Origin of the sequence: Nocardia uniformis NBRC 13702 (assembly GCF_001613345.1) — a bacterium.
In the GTDB taxonomy this organism is placed as follows: domain Bacteria; phylum Actinomycetota; class Actinomycetes; order Mycobacteriales; family Mycobacteriaceae; genus Nocardia; species Nocardia uniformis.
Genome location: NZ_BDCE01000121.1, coordinates 1 through 17,358, shown reverse-complemented (window position 1 = coordinate 17,358; position 17,358 = coordinate 1). Strand labels below are relative to the sequence as shown.

Sequence of the window (17,358 nt, the reverse complement as noted above, 5' to 3'; positions counted from 1 at the left end):
TCGACGCATCGCTCTCGACCAGTCCGGGTGCGGTGGCGCCCAGCGGATATTCGCTGACGATCAATCCGGACTCGGCGATGGCGGCCAACAGCCGTTTGTGCTCACGTGGGAATAGGCGGTCCAGTCCGCACTGCATGGCCGCGACAGTCTTCGCACTGCCGGCGAGTGCATCCCTGCGCGCCATGCCGTCGATGCCGTACGCGGCGGTCGGCGGGCCCAGACCGCAACCCTGTTGCCGCCCAGCTTCATACACTCCGCATGAGATCGACCGCTTCGGTCATCGAGTAGCGCTGTTCGAGGATCGTCAGCAAGTCATCCACCGACTGTGGTGGATTGCGGAACCGGGCGCTGATGGTCGCGAGCGCGTGCACGGCAGCATCCGGATTGGTGGCTACCGTGTCGGCGGCGAACGCGGCTGGTTCGAGGATCAGCATGTGCTGTGGAACCTTCGCCCGTGGAAAGTCTTTGATGTTCTCGGTGACGATCGCCCCGGCTCCCCCGACAAGCGCGGCCGCGACGACGTGTTCGTCGTCGGGGTCGGGCAGTCCGAAGGTGCCCTCGTGGGGTTCCCAGTTCTCCACGAGGGCGTCTTCGAACGCCGAGCGCATCTGCTCGACCAAGCGCGTGGCCCGCTTTTCGGCAGTGGCCGGATCCGTGCCGCGGCCAACGAGTTTGGCCGCTTCGTGGTATTCGAGTTCGTCGAGGATCGGTTCGGACCATAGCGGCCGATACAGCGTCTCCACCGCTAGGGACAGCAGGAAGTCGCGTTGCAAGCTCGGCCACAGGACGCAGGTATCGAGGACGGCGGTGAACACGCGACGATTGTTCAGCCTTTGGCTTTTCGCCGCGCCGCAATCGCCCTGCGAGCGTCCTTCAGTTGCTGGCGCACTACCGCTGGGTCCTCGGGGTCGTCGATCTCGACACTGGTCGCGGCCAATGCCGCGTACTGGGCTTGCTTGCGTGCCTGCTGATAGGTCAACACATCATGCAGCCGCAGACGCCGTCTAGAGCTCACCCGCTCAGCGGGCAGCTCACCATTCTCGATCAGCTTGACCACGGTTGGGCGGGAGATGCCCAGCAGATCGGCGGCCTGCTGAGTGGTGAGGCTCATGCTGTGCGGGGCGACCGTGACCGCCTTTCCCGCCTGCAGCGCGGTTACGACCTGCACCAACACTTCGTGTATCTCGCGAGGGAGTTCGATGCGCTGGCCACCGCTCGTGTCGACCAGTGCGTAGGTCGGCTCAGCTCGGGTGCCACGCCGCTGCTTGTGGGCGGTCAGGAAGTCGAGTACCTGGGCCAGCTGATCTGGTTGCTGCGGCAGATATGTCCGCTCTTCGATCGCCATCGCGGTCATGTCCACTCCTCCCGTCGGTAACGAAAACTACGCAATACGTTTCGAATTTTTCGTTTATAGCATCCCAGGTGTGACGGCTTTTGGCAAACCTCGGCAAGACTGACGAAATGTGGCAACCGGCGGCTCGGGGTCCGTCGGCCTACGGTGTGCCGTGCTCGTCGATTCGCAGCACCAACGCGAAGAAGGCGTCGTGGCGGCGTTGTGACTGGGTGCGAGGTTCACCGGATTCCGCTGTGACTCTGTCGGCGTCGTGGAGCAGCAGTTCCGCTTCAATCCGCATGAGGGCCCGGGTGAACGGCACCATAATATGCGGTGGTAGCAGTACCGAGAATTCCCCTGCCTCGTTGCTGTTCGTGTTCCTTGCGAGGTAAGTGAGGACCTGTTTCAGTACGGGGAGAGGTTCTCCGGCGATGGTGTCGCTGCTCGCCTCATCGGTCATGGCTGGATGGTACGGACGGCCCGCTCGGGCGACAGAGAAATACGACGGTTCGGCGGAGCGGGAACGCGGTCGTGCGTTTGCTCGATGGTTACGGCAGAGGGTGGCGCCGCGGCGGCTCGTTCGGGGGGAATCGGACGAAGCGGGCGGGCGGCGGGGGTGCCGCCGGGCCCTGAAACGTTGTGTGCGAGGGGGGACTTCAACACGAAAACCCTGGTCACGAGCCGGAGGCTCGTGTTCATGGGCACTAGAATACGCGATGTGACGATGGGCTGTGATGGTCCAAAGGGATCCCTTGTGAGCGGTTGTGGGAACGGAGCAAGAATCTGTTGGCGACCTTCCTTGTTCGCTACTGGATCGATTCGGTCGCAATCAACGATCTTGTGAGCCCGACGGTGGATGCGACGTCGAGTCCAGGAGCCACTCCTGATAGGTACGGTGGCGGATCTCGTAGGCGGTGCCATTGACGCGTAGCAGGCCGGCATTGTTGGCCCAATCGAGAAAGCGGGCCGGTCTGGCTGCAAACGTTCGATTGAGTCTGAACATCAGAGATGCAGCGAGGTGCCGGGTGGTGGTCAGCCCGGCCACGAACCAGACTACGAAACCAATGAGCAATGCGCCCAGCAAGCCGTCATGGATCGACGCGACGATGCTGCTGTCGGGTCTCAGCGCTCTTGCCCCGAGCCCGGCGCTGATGCCAAAAGTGAGTCCACATAGTAGGCCCGTCGCCACCGCGAACTCGATATCATCTCGGATGATTCGCCGCGCCCTTTGTCCGAGGGTGAGACGCTCGTCGACTGTCGTGCTGAAGCCCACCACCAGTCCGGCTGCCAATCCGAGCGAGCCGACCGCGCTGAACACGAACAGCAACACCGGAATAAGAACGAGGAACGGCACAGGAGCCATCGCCATGCGATGGCGACGGTAAGGCTCATAATCAGCGACAGCGCCATGAACACCACCAACCCCGCCCGCACGCCGCGGCGGTCTCGATGCCGCAACGGACCACTTTGCCCAGCTTGCCGGGAGGAAACGCCGCTTGCAGAGCCACATCCAGCAGCCGTGCCATCCGGTGTTCGGGATCAGCGGCCAGTGCCGCCTTCAACACGATTCCGGCCAGCGGCCCGTCACCGCGCAGATAGGCGCTGAACGCCAACAGCGTCGCCGCTTCGGCCCGGTGCGAGTCGGGCAGCGCGCGGGTCAGGATCGTCCACAGCTGTTCGGCGGCAACGGCATACCGGCCACGGGCGACACCAAACATGCAATCCCGCACAGCCGTGTCACCCAACGCCGTCGCGACCTCCGCCAAGTCCGCCGGTGTCAGCTCGCGAGGGTCGTCGAGCTGCTTGATCGCCTCCATCACCCGCCACAGCGCCTTGCGGCTGTAGGCATCCGGGTTACCGATCCGCAGATCACGCGCCAGCCGTTGCTGTGCCTCGGCCACCGCCGTCGGCAGCACCGCCGCCACCTGATCCCGCAGCGCCTCGTCGACGGCGATGAGACCGGCCAACTCGTCGCGGCGACGGTGCATCGGTAGGGCCGCCAAGACCCGCTTGACGGCAACTCTCGAGGCAGTCGGATCGGGCAGGGTGCCACGGTGGTGTGGTTGACGCAGGTTCCACCACGGGGCATCGGCACGGATCCCGGCCACAGCCCACGCACCGGTGAGCTCGGTGCCGACCTCACCCAAATGCTGTTCCAGGACCGCCAGCAGGCGGCGATGTGCACGCCCGGCACGCGTGGACGGTCGGATGAGTCGATCGTCCACGACAACGGCGAGGGCGGCCACGACATGGAAGCCAGTGCAGGCGAGAGCGATACGCCGCGCGATATCGTCGGCGTCCGAGCGCTCGGTCCTGGTCGGCAGATCCACGCGGATGACCACGTCGACTTCCTGTAACCCGGCAACGGATCGTTTGAGCGTGACGACGACCAGGGACCGTTCCGGGGTGAAGCCGAGCACGGCGGGCAGGGCGGCGATGAGATCGCCCAATTCGGTGATGCGCGAGTCCGACGACATGGAAACCTTCCTCCGATTCGAAGAAAGCCCCATGGACACAACGCATCACCGATCCAGCGTGGCGCGCGCCGTGCCCTTCGGGGCGGTGGGCGCATCGCGTCCACACCGGCGGCGGGACAGGGCGGTCAATCCGAGACACGAATGCTCGCCGCTACGAGCGGAAGAGTTCGCACAGACGGTCCCCAGGCAGGTGCGGCTTGACCGCCCGCGCCGCCGGTGTAGCGTGCGCCCGCGCCACCGCCCCGAGTCGCGGTGCTCGCCGTTCGCTCACAGACGGCACGCCTTCGATCGCTGCGGGCTATCGAATGACGGTGTCTAGCAGTCGATTACATAAGTTTTGATGCGGTAGTCGATACAATTGGGTGGGTACTGCCTGGTATTCACTCGGCGCGGCGACCGCAGCGGGTTCGTTCGAGGAGGTGGGGATGGGGACCTCGACACGCTGGCCTGGGCCACGGGGAGGCGTTTGGCTCGCGCCGAACATGCGGCTGGGGAGGGTGGACACGCTTACGGCACGTGGCATCGACAACGGCTCCGATGATGGCGCTATCGGCGGCTCAACGGGGACAAGTGACCGCGCTGTAGTCGAGAAGCAGCAGATTCGTGCGATCGAGCAGGTGGTCGACGCCCTGAATCAGACTCTGCGGGCCGATCCGGATGCATTTGGATTACGCCAGGGTCTGATTATTGCCGGCACGAACCTGATCGACGTCCTCGACGACCTCTCGGAAACGGGGCTTGCGGCGTTCGGTCTGCCGTTGGACGCGCCCGCCGATATGCGCGAGACAGCGATCGTGCAAGAACTCGTAGTCCGTGTCTGCGGAGCGGGCGCAACACCGACCGACAGCGTGATCCGCCGGGCCGTCGTCCGATGCGGGCGAGCGATGCTGCAGGATGACCGCTTCGCTCGCGGCATCGAAAACGCGGATATCGAGTACCGGATGAGCGGGGTGTTGCTGTGTGAGATCTACCAGCTGTTCTTCGTGCACGTAGTCGAGGAATTCATCAAATCGGTGGTCGCCGCGAAGATCACGCTGTGGTTCCCGGTTGTTCAGGTTATCGATCCATCCGGTGTGATCGCAGACTGGGTCGCCTCGAACATCGTGGGGCTCATCCCGAGCCCGTGCGACGAGACTGGTGGTGCGGAGAAGGAGGGAACGTCGCTCGCCGATCTGGCACGCGGTCTTCTCGAGGAGACTGTCCGACGGGTCCTCGGGTTATCGACCGACGAGATGGGGGGATCATGACGCGGCGCACCGTATTCCGCTTCCATTACACGAACAACGTCACCCGTGAGTTCGGTAATCGGTTCGCGGAACGGGAAGGGTTGTCGGATACCGATTTCGCCGATCGTCCCGATCGCATCGCGAGGTTGACGAGTGTCGCGGAGGATCAGCAGTGGGCGAACGACCTGTGGCACGTGGCGCGGGCCGTGTATCTCGCTGATCGCCGTTCGCCGCGCGAGATCACTGTCGACAAGTGGACGCGAACCATCGACTTGTCCATTCAGGTGCGCGAGCCCGATCTTTGGGGGCCGCAGCAGCGCACCGACCTATCGAGTTTGCTGATGATGCTCACCGGCGACACGTGGATCATCGGGGTTCACTCCGGCGCGAATCCACCCCCGGCACTGAGGCTTCCGGATGCCACCGAGGTCGCACTGTTCTCCGGTGGCCTGGACTCGGCCGCGTATGCGTTTCAGCGCGCCAGCCTGCTCGACAAGAACGACAAGATTGTTCTCGTCGCATACAACAGGCCACTGAAAGACCCGCCGAATCGAGTCTTCCGCGACATCGAAGTGCTCGCGCGTCGGGCCAGTGGCACTGTCGAAATGGAGCAACTCGGCCTGAGTCCCCGCAGTGGTGGTAGAGGGTGGGATTCGACCATCCGGTCGCGCAGCCTGCTCTACATCGCCACAGCGGTGTGCGCCGCAGTCAACCACCGAGTCGACCGAGTGGTGATACCCGAAAACGGCCAGCTCGCACTGAATCCCGCGTTAACGCCGGCCCGGCGCTCCGCCTGCTCGACCCGCTCGGTCCACCCATGGACCTTGTACAAGGTCAACAAGCTCATCGAAGGGCTGGGCGGAGGCGTCACCGTCTGGAATCCATATCTCAGTCTGACGAAAGGCCAAGTATCCAAGATCGCCCTGGACGCAGCGCAGGGCGCTGGCCTGGGGCATGAAGCCCTGGAGCGAACAGTCAGTTGCGGCCATCCGACCACCGCGCGACCATTCGGCGTATCCCATTGCGGGTACTGCTTTCCGTGTCTGGTACGTCGCTCCGGACTGCGTTTCGCATTCGGCGACCACCCGGACGCGACCGGATATCACTTCGAACCGTTGCGGATCGATCTCACCGACCCGAAGAACGTGCGCGCAGTCCACATCCGTGACCTCAGCTTCTGGCTCGGCACCGAGTTCACCGTCGACGATCTCGTCGCCGATGCCCCGTTGCCTCCGGGAACTAACCTCAACACCGTCATGCAGGTACTCGACGCGGGGCGCCACGAGTTGCGGGACATGCTCAGCGATCTGGTCCCCGCCACGAACATCATCCGTCAACCCTCGACATCATCGATACAGCGCACATCGATCAGGTAGTGCGGGGCAGCTCACCATGAGGCCGCGTCCACGTATGCCCATCTGTATCGACGAACGTGATGTCTGCCTGGATCGAGGAGGCATTCGGTGCAAGATAGACAACGCTGGCGTCTGCACCAGCTTCGAGAACCTCGGGAAAGGAATCGGCCATATGGTCAAGCATCTTTTGTTTGACGGCTGAATTTAACTGGGGGGCAAGATAGTCGGTCACCATCGCGCCATATCCATAGGGAAGTTGCTGGCCGAGGCCGGCTTGCATTTTAGTGCGGAGAAAATCGTCGATCGCGCGTCGCAGTGTCGGCTGATTCTTGGCAGGCAGACACTCAAGTGTCAGATCAGCATCGGTAGCGCTGTTTACTTCTACTGGGTAGACCTCAACTTTGAGACTGGTAATCGGGGTTGCGCTACCATTATGAACCGTAACATTCCACAGGTTCGGTGCCAGATCATTCGGGTCCACTGATGCGACAACTCTACGAGCCTCGTTAGCTCTAAACGCTTCATTGGATTGGCTGTTCCCAGATTCTTCGGCGGTGGCTGGACGCTGCTCGGGATGACCGAAAATTACGAGATCGCCTGCGACGTTAACGGCGCGGCGGTGGGGTTGTGGGCGACTCAGCGACGCGAGATTGCGCTTGGTGTCGCGATACAACTCGTCGAGTGTGATCCCAGGCGACGCCCAAGCTGCGGATAACAGTGCTGCTGTAAACGCCGTATTCTTTTCTCCGGCTGGCGCAAAGGAAGGTTCATTCGCCGCAGACGAGGTAATCGTGAAAGTTCCATTTATTTCTGTCTGACCTGCGATCGCGGTTTCCTCCTCGCCCATTGATTCGAATGCGCGACCCGAGAAGCAGCAGTCCAGTATCAGGATTCGGACCTTGGCAGGGCTGTCAATAATCGCCTCGCGCAACGTTTCAAAAGGCAATGAGGTCCACGATATCTGGTCTGAACGACTGCCCGGCAGTGCCAGAAATAGCCGTCCCCTGGAGTCAATGAGTCCATGGCCGCTGTAGTACACGAATAGGACATCCTCGGCACTGTGGGCGGCTGTGGCAACAACGCTACCTATCTCTCCAGGGCTGCGGGGGTTCTCGACAAGCGCGCAGTGACGCGCCGCAAAGGTTCCTTGATCCGGGTCGGTCAGCAATTCCTGCAGATCGGCGAGGTTGTTGGCGACCGAGTCGAGCGGGGCGAGTGCACTGGAGACAGCAGAAGCCGTAACTTGCTCACCTGTGTCGTACTGCCCGACGCCGATCAACACCGCACGCGAGAGATCCATATCCGGGCGTCGCATCACTGGCCAGTGCCCAAGGTTTCAATCATCTTCTGGAGGCTGACGAACGTCTCATCCTGCTTTACCCGCTTGCCATCGAGCAGAATCTCCGTGCCGTCGGGAAGGGTGACGGTCAGGGTCAACTCCGCGTGTCGTGTGGTAAACCAAATCCGGAGTGAATTGACCAGCGCGGTAGCGGCACCGCCGGCGCCAAGGGTCACCATCAACACATCGTAGAGATCACCCATGTGTCCGTCGCTGGCCTGCGGAGCCTGGGATTGAACGCGCCCCCGAAGGGCTTCATCACGACGGAACCAGTCCAACAGATGGACCAAATCGTCAGGCGCGCCAGTGATCTTGATCGGCGACTGCCCATTCTGATTCGACATGTGGCTATCTTGCCGCATCTCGGCCCCGCGCCGGACACGACTCCTCGGCCGGATTTTCGCCCTCCCCGTCTATGTACCGCACCCTCTGCTGGTTGGCCTGGTTGGGTCGAACTGCCGCTGGTGCCTACGCAGGTCCACTCCGAATCTGGCATCAGCTTCCCAGCCGTCTGGCATAGGGCCGCTCCTGGGGGACATGTCGGCTCGATCGGCGGGCGGAGCGGTCGTGTGCGAATTCGGTAGTGCGTGGACTTCTGAAGGGTCTGCATCAGCGTTCTTCTGGCGATGGGTAGCGTGCGGACGCGTCGATTGCGAATGGGTTGGGTTGGAAGGCGCGTACGAGTGGGTGGGGTTCACCGGTCATCAGGGCGACAGCGGCGGCAATCTCGAGCAGGTTGGACTTGACGTACGTGACGGTGGAGCCGGCCTTCTTGTCGTCGTGGCCGGCGAAGTAGCGCGCCACCGCGAATCCGAAGTGTCGTTCCACCCAGGTGAGGGTGGTGTGGCGCAGCCAGTGGGTTGTGACGCCCTGGACCGCGACCCAGGGCAGGTCTTCGCCGATGCGGGCCCAGAGGTGGTCGTAGCGGCGTTTGGTGATCGGCTTTCCGTTGCGGTATCGGAGTAGCTGTCCTGCTTGGGGTGCGTGGCGTTCGCGGGCGTGGTTGAGGAGGTGGCGCATCAGGGTTGGTGAGACTGGTTGCCAGCGTTCGGTTTCGCCCTTCTCGTGCAGGCGGATCAGGCATTGGTCGGGGTCGAGGTCGGCTGGGGTGAGTGCGAGTGCGCCGCCGCGGCGGCACGCGGTTTCGGTGTGCAGGCGAAGGATCAGGCAGTCCAGGTGTGGATCGTTGCCGCTGGAGGCGGCGGTGCGGATGATGTCGGCGAGTTGATTGGGCGGTATGGCGTAGCGCGTTCCTGGGCGGCGTGCGGGTTTCGCGACCCTGCGGGCCGGATTGTCGGCCGGTCTTATCCAGCACTGATCTTCGGCGTAGCGGTAGATGCAGCGGAGGGCGCCGACGAAGTTCTCGACCGTTCCTCGTCCGTGGCGCGACCCTTTGGCGACGGATTCGGCTTTGAGCCGCTCCGCCATCGCCGTCAGTTCGGGTTTGGTCGGCTCGTCGAGGCGTCGGTGTGGCCATTGCTCGAGCAGGTGAAGGAAGTGGGTGTTGTAGGTGCGGAGCGTGCCGGGGGACAGCGTCTGACGGACACGAGGAATGACGTCGGCGAAAGTGGGCACCGCGATCGGATCGCTGATCAGGTCGGCGGGGGCTATGCCCAACTGCGACAGCAGCGTTCGTGCGGCTTCGAGGGCTTGTGCCGGGGGAGTCTTTCCGGCTTCCGGGGCGGTCATCGGCGTACACCTCCCAGCAGCTTGGTGCGGCTGGGTTCGAGCAATGTATGCAGTGCGCCGGGTGGGTACACGGCGAGCCGTTCGCAGTCCGGGTAGGCGGCCAGCAGGACCGCATCGCCAAGGAAGAGGTTGACCCTGCGCCGCAGCCGGTAGGGGATGCGCAGATATCCCTTGGGATTGACGGTGATCGCGCCTTGCGGATCGGGAAGCGCGAAGAGAGCGCCATGCTCGGCGGCGGAGAGGTCGACACGGGTACCAGAACCCCAGCCGAGTGCCGCAGCGACGTTCTTGTCGGCGATACGACCGCCGTCGGCGACCACGGCGAGGCCGTAAACAACCGAGCCACCTCTATCCGGCAGCAGGACTACCGGATCGATCGGATCGCTGATGAGTTGCTGCAAGGGCGCTGGCGGCGGCACCAGAGCCGGAATCACGTCGATCATGGCCACCACCCCCGAAATCGGGGCGAATCTGGCTCGTGAGCGGTTTTTCGGACCTGGCTTGTCAGTGTTTTCGCAGGTGAGGCAGGGTGTTTCAGTGCACTAAAGCACCCGAATCTGGTTTCTGGCTCGTGAGCCGGGTTTTTGTGCGCGAGGGGGGACTTACACACGAAGAGATGACAAACCTGCCGAAGGCAGGTGTTCATGCCCACAAGAATACGCAGTGGGTAGGTGCCTCGACAGCGGTTCGCGAATCTCGTGGGTGTGGTGCTCGACGACAGCTCCGATTTGGTTTTCGTCCCGCAGTGTCTGCGGGTGGGGTTCATTGCTCTATTCAGGGATTAACCTCTATACTGAATCACAAGTAAGGCGAGTGATTCAGGAGGTGTGAACATGACTGCAACGACCGTCGGTGAGCGGATCGAGCGGGCGCTCGGTGCTGCTGGGATCAGTCAGCGTGACCTTGCCGCCGCGACCGGGATTTCTCAGGCGACGCTGTCGCGCACGATCTCGGGCGACCGTGCCGCGAAGATGAATGAGTTGGTGGCCATCGCTGGTGCTACCGGTGTCGTGCTGGCCGAGCTCACCGGCGCCTCCCGCGTGGCAGGGCGGGTGCAGTGCGCTGCGCGGTCAGTCAACAGTGCGTCGATGGATTCGATGTACGAACAAATGTTGCGGTTTCTCGAGCTCGACGCGCACTTGGTCGATCAGGGCATCGCGGCGATTGGATGAGCGCGGAGTCTGAAGGACGGGCAGCGGCGGAACGTTACCGGGAAGATCATCACCTCGGTTACCAGCCGCTGGGGGACCTGGTCACCCTGATCGAGCAGACCATCGGCGCCGACGTGGCTGTGCTCGAGACCGGACCCGATCAGCACGGCATGACCATGCGGCACAGGGACCGGGGCACGGTGTATATTGCCGTGGCCCGGACCCCGCATCCGATGCGCCAACGCAGCACCCTCGCGCATGAGCTGGCCCATGTGGTCTTCGGGGACTGGGCCGAGGAACCACAGGTTGATTCCGCCAGCCCGGCCGAGAGTCGCGCCAACGCGTTCGCGCGGCACCTGTTACTCCCGCTCATGGGCGTTCGCGAGTTGGTGGCCGCCGAGCAGGACCGCGACGAGCTGGCCTTGCTATCGAAAGTGGTGCAGCGCTACCTGGTTTCACCACCGATCGCGGCCATCGCGCTGGAACAGGTGGGATATCTCGACGGCCAGGCCAAGGCGCGACTGAGGGTGGAAACCACCCCGCGTCTGGCGGCTCGTTTCGGGTGGTCGGATCAATACCAGGCGATGCAGGCGGAATCGAATCGTCGGCGGGCTCCGCAACAGCTGCTGGCGTGGGCGATCGCGGGCTACCTCCAGAACGCGGTGCCGGTCCAGACCATCGCGACCCTGCGTGGGCTCGATGTCGCCACGGTGGAAGAGGAACTGACCGATGCTGGTCTCACCCCCGCCGAGCTGCAACCGGTCTGGGCCGATCCGGCAGACCTGCCCGAGATTGATATCAATCTCGATGAGCTCGACGCCGACCTGGGCGACAGCGACGCCGGATGAGCGCCAAGCCCGTCATCGATGCCGGACCGGCACTGAACTTCCTGGCCATCAACCAACAACGGTTGCTGCTGGATGTTCTGGGACCGATCAGCACACCCGAGACCGTTGAAAGCGAAGTGCTGCGCAAGTCGCGGACTGATCGTCGATTCGAACGGGTCGGTTTGGTGTGGTCCAAACTGACACCGAAATGGGTCGAGGTTCTGTCCGATGAGTGGACCGACACGTTGGAAGCGGTCTGTGCTCGCCAACTCGATATGCCCTGGACCGAGCGGAAGAAGCAGGCGAAAGATCTCGGCGAGTTGCTCGTGGTGGCGCATGCGGTCGCCGCGGCCGAACAAGGTCAGCTCGTTACCGTTGTCATTGACGACCAATCCGGTGCCAGGATGGCAACCGCCGAAGCACAGCGCCTCGACCGGCTGCGCGCGCAACAACGTCCAGTCGGGCGGATCATTCTCGTCAACACCACCATCATCCTCGAGCGCGCGGCCGGTACAACCCACATACCGGACCGAGCGGCTATGAAGGCGATCTACGCCAAGCTGCGTACATGCGACGACGGGCTGTCCCCGATCAGCAATACCCGGCTACTCTCTGCAGACCTTTGGAAGGGACGAGGCTCGTGATAGCTCTCGCCACAGCGTTCAGCGATGAACGTACGCTCCATCTCCGCGAACAACGCCAGCAGCAGAAACGCGAAGCGGCCCATCCCGTCATCGGCTGTATTGATCGGCATCGGATCGCCGAGCGAGCGCACCGATTCCCTTGTCTCGTAGGCCCTGTACGAGGTTGAGGACCTCGCGCAGGTTGTAGACCACGATGGTGTCGCCGGAGCGAGCGTACTTCAGCAGCGCGGTCAAGTCGGGTCGGTCGACGGTGGTGGCAGTCTTCTTGTCGACGGAGATCCGTTCGTCGGGTATGCCCGCCTCACTGCGGTAACAGCATGGGATCCGGCCTGCGGCGATACCGCTCCAGCGGCGCTCGGAGCTGGCCCGCTATTTGTAGCAAGGCACACCCGCTAATCGTTGCCTCTCGTGTCGGGGTCACGCAGGGAGCGGCGTGTTCCACCGAGGTCGGGCAGGTGGAAGGCGTAGTGCCCGTCCAGGCCGATGTGTGCGCGGATGAACGCCGACAACCTGGCGGCGTCCTCCTCGCGCACCGGGCAGGATGTCCAGGGTTTTGAAAATCCGCCCGTAATGGGCGATCGCCTCCCCCAACGGGTTTGGTCGGCGCGAGAAATCACCGGGGTGATGTCGTGACCGCTGACCTCACCGGAATGGATCGATACTGCGACCCGGCACATGTCCTCCCAATGCAGGCCGATCTTGTCGACATCGATTCGTCCGCGTGGGGCCTGATCGAGCGGCCCATAGTCGGCGCGGGTGTCGAAGCGCCACAGCCGCTGATCGGGCAGGTTCGCCAACTGCGGCTGGTACTGATATCCGGCCAAATGTAGGAGCCCGAAAACGATGTCGCTGTACGATCCGGTATCTGTACCGACCGACTCGGGTATCCGGCCGCCCCGCTGACTCTGCAACACGTCGTCGATATGCAGCGAGTCGCGCGGTGTCCCGCTCACCAGCTTGGCCGCCAGCCCGGCGGCTTGATCATTGAGCATGTTCAACCAGGTGATTCCGCGGCGGCGTCCGAAGAACCGTGGGCTCGGCCGGGCGTGGATTGTGCGGATCGCGAATCCGCTGGCAATGCGCTCTTCGGTATCGGTGATGCATCGGAGTTGTTGGGCGATCCGGCCGAGTACCCGTGCGACTTCGCGCAGCATCGCGGCGCGCACGATATGGTCCTTGGCCCCGACCTGCTGGGCGAAACCGGTTGAGGCCGTGGGAATCACGCAGACCCACATCGACACCTTCAAAGCCCACGCGGCTCGCAGTTTCGCGGCGCCGGCCGGATCGCGAACCTCTATTGAACAGACCGCAGCGATACCTCTTCATCCGAAAGCGGAACCACTGCGACCGCTTACCGGTGCTGGGCGCGAGTCTCGGCGTGGCACAGGAGGCGCTCGCCACGGGGTGCACAGATACATTGCCGTGCAGTCGATTCGACGTTGGCAGGGGACGGCCACTTCAGGTGCTAGGCAGTTCACCCGCCCGGCCACTCAGTTGGTCCGGGTCGGATCGCGGCGCTGCTCCTTACGGCATAACGATAGTGCATTTCTGTTCGAGTTAAGTGGTTCGGTACCGATTCTTTTGTGGGCCAGTAAGGTTGAGCAAGGTAGTCCGTTCTGAACAACGCGGCGGAGCTTGCCGGTGGTCACGGTCGAGGTGTGGGAGGGTCTTGCATGATGGTGCCGCGCGAAGTTCCGCTGGGGCCCCGGGTATTCGTCAATCGGCAGCCGGACTTTGCGTGGATGAGTGGTTTCGGGTCCGGTGGTCCGCGGGTTCGCGTGTGCGCTGGTCTTCCGGGCGTCGGGAAGACCGCGTTCGTGCGGCGATGTGTCGAACGGGCGCGCGCGGCGGGGTCGTTCGCCGATGGTGATCTGTATGTCGATTTCGGGCCGGTGCACGCAGAACGTGTGTCCGTGGCGGATGCATTGGCAGCCTGCCTGGCCGCGCTGGGTGTCGCGGCGGACATGATTCCGGCGAGTCCGGCGGTACGGGCGAATCGGCTGCGCACTCTCACCGCGCACAAGTCGGTGCTGATCGTGCTGGAGAACGTGACCGACGCGGCGCAAGTCTCGCCGTTCATCCCGATCAGCTCGGCGAGCGCGGTTCTGGTGACCAGCAACAGCCAGCTAAGCGATTTGGTCACCAGCGGCGCCGAAGCCCGCCGTCTGGAACCACTCGATGGCGCCGCCGGTGTCCACATGGTCACCGAACTGGTCGGCGCCCGCGCGCGGCAGGAACCCGAGGCGGTGGCCGAGCTCGTTCGCCGATGCGCCGGGCTGCCGGTGGCGTTGCAGGTCGCGGTGTCCGGGCTGGTGGGTCGTCCGAGTAGGAGCATCGAATCGGTGGTGGCCGCAATCGATGCGGACGAAACCGGGTCGGCGCCATTCACCAGGGCGGGTTGGGAAGCCTTGGCCGCGGTCTTCTCCCACGCCTATGCTGCGTTGGACGAGGAGACGGCTCGGCTCTACCGCCTGCTGGGTCTGTATCCCGGAGGAGATTTGGCCGCGGATACCGCCGCCGCGCTGGTCGCTCGCAGTCCCGCGACCACCGATGCTGCCATCGGCGCATTGATCGAAGCCGGTCTGCTGGAGGAGGACTCGGCGCAGCGGTTGTCATTGCACACCATCGTCCGTAGGCATGCGGCTCAGCTCACGGAGCAGCTCGATGCGGAGCAGGTTCACCAGGCCGTGCTGCGCGGGGTTGTCGAGCATTTGACGGTTACGGCGGCGTTCGCGGATCTGGCGATCCTGGGCACCGAGCGCTACCGGTGTACGCCCGCCAGCGTGGTCGACGGTCATCGGTCGCCGTTCGTGGGCGCCGACGCTCGCTCTCGCGCCCTGGACTGGCTGGATCGCGAGCGCACGAATTTGCTTGCGGTACAGCGCAGCGCGGCAGAGCAAGGGTGGCACGAGTGGGCATGGCAGCTCGCCGAAGCCTTGACCGCCGTCTACGTGACCAGGCGGTATTACGTCGATTGGACGGTATCGAGCCAGCTCGGCGCTGACTCGGCCCGTGCGGTCGGCAATCCTCGCGCCGAGGCGCGGTTGCGTAGCTTCGTATCCCGGGCATGGATCGAGCTGGAACAGCCCGAGCGTGCCCGCGAGGAGCTGATCATCAGGGCCTTGCCGTTGGCGGAGGCCGCCGGTGACGGCCGCTTGCTGGCCTCGGTGTGGGAGTTCATCGGCCGCTACCGTGATGCGACCGATCCGCAGTCCGCCGCCACGGCCTATGCGCGGTCGCTCAGCTTGTTCGCTGACGAGAATGACTCCAGGGGAATCGCTTTCGTGACCTACTTTCTCGCGCAGGCGCAATGCCGCGGGGGTGATCTCGAACAGGCCGAGCATACGATGGGCACCGCGCTGACACTGATTCGCGCACTGGCGGAGCCCGATGCGCGGATGACGGGGCGGTGCCTGACCGAACTCGGCCGGGTACTCGATGCGCGCGGAGATCACCGGCGGGCGCGTGAGATGTTCACCGAGGCGATCGAGGTGCTGGCCGGCAGCGGCGACGCATTCTATGAGGCCGCCGCACACGAGCAGCTCGTCCGCCTCGCCGAGCAGGACCGGGACGCGGAGACCATGCGCGTTTCCCTGCGGCGGATGGTGCGGATCCACCGTGAGCTCGGTGGTGACCGGGTGGGGGAACTGACCGAACGGCTCGGGCGGCTCACCGATCCGGAGTGAAAGTGACGTCGATCGTTGTGGTTCCGGCCCGGATGGTGAGTGGCCGGTCCGGCAATGATCGATCGATCAGACAGCAGTAGATCGCCGACGCGATGAGCTGGGTGTGCACCGGATCTGCGGGTTCGGCGACCGCCCGGATCACGGTTCCGTCGCGGATCACGGCAAGGCAGCCCGTCGTGGTCGCGGCGACGGCGAGCCGCGCGCCCGGGTAGTCGTTCAGAGCCGAGCACGCCCATTGCCGCGCGGGCACGGTGTCGAGCACAATCTCACGGGTCAGCGCGGCGGCGCGCTCGATGATCTTGAGATCCGCTTCGGATTCCTCAGCGACCACATGGGTTTCGTCGTCGACGTCGTCGGCGGGCCGCCAGACCGCTGCCGGAAATCGCACAAGGGTTACCGAGGCGTCGGTTGCCACCGTGGTGGTATGGACGACGTACGAGGTGACCGCCCGCGTGTGGCATTCCGGGATCGGGATGCGGGTGAGCGGGCTGGGGTCGGGGAGCGGCGACAATGCGAGTTCGCGGTAGATCAGGGCTTGGACATTGTGTGCCGCACTGCCCGAGTGGGTGAAGACGCGGTCGGTGATGTGCGTGTATCGGCCTGCCACGTGCAGTCTGCGGGCGGCGTCGAGTTGGCTGCGTAATTCGCCGCCCGGATGCAGCGTCGGAACGCATCGGGCCAGTTCGTCGGTCGGTGTGCCCGGAACGGTTTCAGCTGCGCGGCCGGTCATCAGTAGCGGCTGATCCAAGGCGGCGGCGAACAGCCCCAACGAGCCATGGTCGGTAATGACTTGATCAGCGGCGATGAGCGCGGCGTGCCAACCGGAGTCGGGCGGCATCAGGATCAGTCCAGCGTCCAGGGCGGAGGACAGCCACAGCTTGATCTGAAACTCGCCGTAATAGGCCCACACATTCGGATGCAGCACGGCGACCAGTTGGTACAGGTCGGTCTCGAGCACGCCGAGAAGCTGCGCGGGTAGCGTCTGCCAGCGGCCGATTACCGACTGTCGACCCCAGGTGGAGGCGATTGCCACCAGCGTCCGATCGCCCGTGCCGAATGCTTCCCGATAGCGAGCGCGCAGGCCCCGGCTGGCACGCAGCCGATCGAAGGTCGGGTCGCCCACGGTCTCGGTGCGCCCTGCGATGGCGGGACTGACTGCGAACAGCTGGTCACGCTGTTCAGGATGGGAGAGCGTGACAGTCACTTTGCCGGCCCGCAGTGCGTGTTGTGGTGGGAGACCGGCCACTCGGAGATCCGGCCCCACCCCGTTCGGGAGCAGCTTGTTGAATCCGAGGCCGTGCGGCAACAGCACGGTATGCGCGTCGATCGCGTCGAAGTCGATATTCTCGCTGGCCGCCAGGACTAGATCGTACCGAAAAGCCCTCTCCCGCACCTGTTCCCACTCGACGAGACGCACCCTCGCCGCGCGCAGCAATTCCTTTACGCCCGTGCTGAACACTGAGGTTTCGTCGACGGTGAACACCAGCTTGATCCGGAAGTCGTCACGGAACCACTGGACAGCTTCCAGCAGACGGTAGGTCGATGTCAGCGTGCGGGCTACAACGAGGACAATACGATCGGTTTCCGGAAACGTCTCCCGCGCTGGGTCGTAACGGTCGCTCGGCTCTCGG

18 protein-coding genes and 1 pseudogene are annotated in these 17,358 nt (G+C 63.9%); 6 read left to right on the top strand and 13 right to left on the bottom strand.

The window, feature by feature from the left end; genetic code table 11:
• Window positions 1–46: 46 nt before the first annotated feature.
• The 6 genes and pseudogenes from NU1_RS43935 to NU1_RS38530 form a co-directional block, all read right to left on the bottom strand.
• A pseudogene (locus tag NU1_RS43935) lies at window positions 47–253 on the bottom strand (DNA-processing protein DprA); the annotation flags it as partial.
• On the bottom strand, window positions 246–815 hold the full coding sequence (locus NU1_RS38550) for a PIN domain-containing protein (RefSeq protein WP_067529244.1): 570 nt from the start codon (window positions 813–815) through the stop codon (window positions 246–248). The pseudogene NU1_RS43935 and the gene NU1_RS38550, both read right to left, overlap by 8 nt.
• An 11-nt stretch (window positions 816–826) precedes the next feature.
• On the bottom strand, window positions 827–1,354 hold the full coding sequence (locus tag NU1_RS38545) for a helix-turn-helix domain-containing protein (protein ID WP_067529262.1): 528 nt from the start codon (window positions 1,352–1,354) through the stop codon (window positions 827–829).
• A 139-nt stretch (window positions 1,355–1,493) separates the two neighbouring features.
• Window positions 1,494–1,793: a hypothetical protein gene (locus NU1_RS38540; protein ID WP_067529242.1), complete on the bottom strand. Its 300-nt coding sequence runs from the start codon at window positions 1,791–1,793 to the stop codon at window positions 1,494–1,496.
• A 369-nt stretch (window positions 1,794–2,162) separates the two neighbouring features.
• Window positions 2,163–2,702 carry a hypothetical protein gene (locus NU1_RS38535; protein ID WP_157553583.1) on the bottom strand — a complete coding sequence of 180 codons (540 nt, stop codon included), beginning with the start codon at window positions 2,700–2,702 and terminating at the stop codon, window positions 2,163–2,165.
• A 25-nt stretch (window positions 2,703–2,727) separates the two neighbouring features.
• Window positions 2,728–3,810 (bottom strand): DUF4192 domain-containing protein, encoded by a 1,083-nt coding sequence (locus NU1_RS38530; RefSeq protein ID WP_067529238.1) that lies wholly within the window; start codon window positions 3,808–3,810, stop codon window positions 2,728–2,730.
• Between the two features lie 497 nt (window positions 3,811–4,307).
• Between NU1_RS38530 and NU1_RS38525 the strand changes: the two genes are divergently transcribed.
• Together NU1_RS38525 and NU1_RS38520 are read left to right on the top strand one after the other, a co-directional pair.
• Window positions 4,308–5,057, top strand: coding sequence for a hypothetical protein (locus NU1_RS38525; protein ID WP_067529236.1), 750 nt, complete (start codon window positions 4,308–4,310; stop codon window positions 5,055–5,057).
• A complete protein-coding gene (locus NU1_RS38520; protein ID WP_067529234.1) occupies window positions 5,054–6,412 on the top strand; it encodes a hypothetical protein in 1,359 nt (452 codons plus the stop codon). The genes NU1_RS38525 and NU1_RS38520 overlap by 4 nt, the downstream gene beginning before the upstream one ends.
• On the opposite strand, the gene NU1_RS40950 is transcribed toward NU1_RS38520, so the two are convergent.
• The 4 genes from NU1_RS40950 to NU1_RS38500 all read right to left on the bottom strand — a co-directional run bounded on the left by NU1_RS40950 (window position 6,405) and on the right by NU1_RS38500 (window position 9,862).
• Entirely contained in the window at window positions 6,405–7,691 is a 1,287-nt protein-coding gene (locus NU1_RS40950; RefSeq protein WP_169815206.1) for a caspase family protein, read from the bottom strand. The two genes, NU1_RS38520 and NU1_RS40950, sit on opposite strands and share 8 nt — an antisense overlap.
• A gap of 14 nt (window positions 7,692–7,705) precedes the next feature.
• Window positions 7,706–8,074 carry an effector-associated constant component EACC1 gene (locus NU1_RS38510; protein ID WP_157553577.1) on the bottom strand — a complete coding sequence of 123 codons (369 nt, stop codon included), beginning with the start codon at window positions 8,072–8,074 and terminating at the stop codon, window positions 7,706–7,708.
• Between the two features lie 265 nt (window positions 8,075–8,339).
• Window positions 8,340–9,419, bottom strand: a complete 1,080-nt coding sequence (locus NU1_RS38505; protein ID WP_067529227.1) for a tyrosine-type recombinase/integrase — start codon at window positions 9,417–9,419, stop codon at window positions 8,340–8,342.
• Complete coding sequence (locus tag NU1_RS38500; protein ID WP_157553575.1) at window positions 9,416–9,862, bottom strand: AbrB/MazE/SpoVT family DNA-binding domain-containing protein; 447 nt, start codon at window positions 9,860–9,862, stop codon at window positions 9,416–9,418. Before NU1_RS38500 ends, NU1_RS38505 begins: the two co-directional genes overlap by 4 nt.
• A gap of 390 nt (window positions 9,863–10,252) precedes the next feature.
• On the opposite strand from NU1_RS38500, the gene NU1_RS38495 reads away from it, so the two are divergent.
• The 3 genes from NU1_RS38495 to NU1_RS38485 are packed head-to-tail and all read left to right on the top strand — an operon-like array spanning window position 10,253 to window position 12,041.
• Window positions 10,253–10,591, top strand: coding sequence for a helix-turn-helix domain-containing protein (locus tag NU1_RS38495; RefSeq protein WP_067529225.1), 339 nt, complete (start codon window positions 10,253–10,255; stop codon window positions 10,589–10,591).
• On the top strand, window positions 10,588–11,418 hold the full coding sequence (locus tag NU1_RS38490; RefSeq protein ID WP_067529223.1) for an ImmA/IrrE family metallo-endopeptidase: 831 nt from the start codon (window positions 10,588–10,590) through the stop codon (window positions 11,416–11,418). Before NU1_RS38495 ends, NU1_RS38490 begins: the two co-directional genes overlap by 4 nt.
• Complete coding sequence (locus NU1_RS38485; RefSeq protein ID WP_067529219.1) at window positions 11,415–12,041, top strand: PIN domain-containing protein; 627 nt, start codon at window positions 11,415–11,417, stop codon at window positions 12,039–12,041. The genes NU1_RS38490 and NU1_RS38485 overlap by 4 nt, the downstream gene beginning before the upstream one ends.
• 87 nt (window positions 12,042–12,128) lie before the next feature.
• Here the strand turns inward: NU1_RS38485 and NU1_RS43665 are convergent, their stop codons facing one another.
• Window positions 12,129–12,275: a recombinase family protein gene (locus NU1_RS43665; RefSeq protein WP_212762336.1), complete on the bottom strand. Its 147-nt coding sequence runs from the start codon at window positions 12,273–12,275 to the stop codon at window positions 12,129–12,131.
• A gap of 158 nt (window positions 12,276–12,433) precedes the next feature.
• Window positions 12,434–13,264: a Tn3 family transposase gene (locus tag NU1_RS38475; RefSeq protein ID WP_245720508.1), complete on the bottom strand. Its 831-nt coding sequence runs from the start codon at window positions 13,262–13,264 to the stop codon at window positions 12,434–12,436.
• Between the two features lie 690 nt (window positions 13,265–13,954).
• Between NU1_RS38475 and NU1_RS38470 the strand changes: the two genes are divergently transcribed.
• Window positions 13,955–15,727 carry a tetratricopeptide repeat protein gene (locus NU1_RS38470; RefSeq protein ID WP_169815205.1) on the top strand — a complete coding sequence of 591 codons (1,773 nt, stop codon included), beginning with the start codon at window positions 13,955–13,957 and terminating at the stop codon, window positions 15,725–15,727.
• Here NU1_RS38470 and NU1_RS42460 read toward each other — a convergent pair.
• Window positions 15,711–17,358 (bottom strand): hypothetical protein (locus NU1_RS42460; RefSeq protein WP_067529215.1); only part of this gene is annotated, 1,648 nt, incomplete at its 5' end. The two genes, NU1_RS38470 and NU1_RS42460, sit on opposite strands and share 17 nt — an antisense overlap.